This is a genomic window from Candidatus Saccharimonadia bacterium (assembly GCA_035544015.1).
GTDB lineage: Bacteria > Patescibacteriota > Saccharimonadia > UBA4664 > UBA4664 > UBA5169.
This window is the reverse complement of sequence record DATKIP010000077.1, coordinates 1-1319: the sequence shown is the minus strand read 5'-3', so window position 1 is coordinate 1319 and position 1319 is coordinate 1. Positions and strand designations below refer to the sequence as shown.

The window sequence follows — 1319 nt, the reverse complement described above, 5'->3', positions numbered from 1 at the left end:
GATGAATGGATTGATGAGAGCAATCCTGTTCGCGCGGTCGATGCGTTCGTCGATGCGCTTGATCTGGGCAAGCTCGGGTTCGAAGGCGTTGTGCCGGAAGTAACGGGCCGGCCCTCGTATCATCCCTCGGCCCTGCTCAAGCTCTACATCTACGGCTATCTCAATCGGGTGCAATCGAGCCGGCGGCTGGAGCGTGAGGCCGGTCGCAATCTCGAGGTGATCTGGCTTCTCGGCCGATTGGTCCCGGATGACAAAACGATTGCCGATTTCCGCAAGGACAATGGGTCTGCGATCCGCAAGGTGTGCGCCCAGTTCGTCGCGCTGTGCCGCGACATGGGTCTGCTCACCAAAGCGAGCGTCGCCATCGACGGGAGCAAGTTCAAGGCCGTCAACAATCGCGACCGCAACTTTACGCGCGCGAAAGTAGAGCGGCGCCGGGCGCAGCTCGAGGCGAGCGTCGCGCGGTATCTGAGCCAGCTCGACACGGCCGATTTGCAGGAGCCGTCGGAGGCGCTTGCGGCCAAGACGGCACACCTCAAGGAGAAGCTCGCCAAGCTCGAAAGCGAGATGCAGCGCCTCGCGGCGATGGAGAAGCAGATGTTGGCTTCTCCAGATCAGCAGATATCGTTGACCGACCCTGACAGCCGCTCGATGGCAACGAGCGGTCGCGGCTCCGGCGTCGTGGGCTACAACGTGCAGGTCGCGGTCGATATCAAGAACCATCTAATCGTCACGCACGAGGTGACGAATGTGGGCTCGGATCGCTCACAACTTGCGAACGTCACCAACGGAGCGAAGGCCGTTCTGCAGACTGATAAGCTCGATGCCGTCGCCGATCGTGGCTACTTCAACGGCGTTGAGATACTGGCTTGTGATCGCGCGGGGATCACCGTGACGCTGCCCAAGCCGATGACCTCGGGCGCGAAGTTGGAAGGTCGCTTCGGCAAGCAGGACTTCGTCTATCTGCCTGAGGAAGATGTCTATCGCTGCCCGGCCGGCGAGCGGCTGACGTTCCACTACGTGAACGAGGAGAACGGGCAGAAGCTGCGGCGCTACTGGACCAATGCGTGCGGCACCTGCGCGATCAAGCACCGCTGCACGACGGGCAAGGAGCGTCGCATCACCCGCTGGGAGCACGAGCATGTACTGGAGACGGTGCAGAGGCGTCTCGACGAGAATCCTCAGGCCATGCGTCAGCGCCGCGAGACGGTCGAGCACCCTTTCGGCACGCTCAAGATGCGGATGGGCGCGACGCACTTCCTGATGAAGCGGCTGCCGAAGGTCGCCACCGAGATGGCGCTGCACGTGCTTGCCTACAA

Annotated in this window: 1 protein-coding gene; it reads left to right on the top strand. The window is 62.2% G+C overall.

The features are described 5' to 3' along the window. On the top strand, window positions 1–1319 hold a 1319-nt coding region (locus VMT30_05445; GenBank protein ID HVQ44382.1), incomplete at both ends, for an IS1182 family transposase.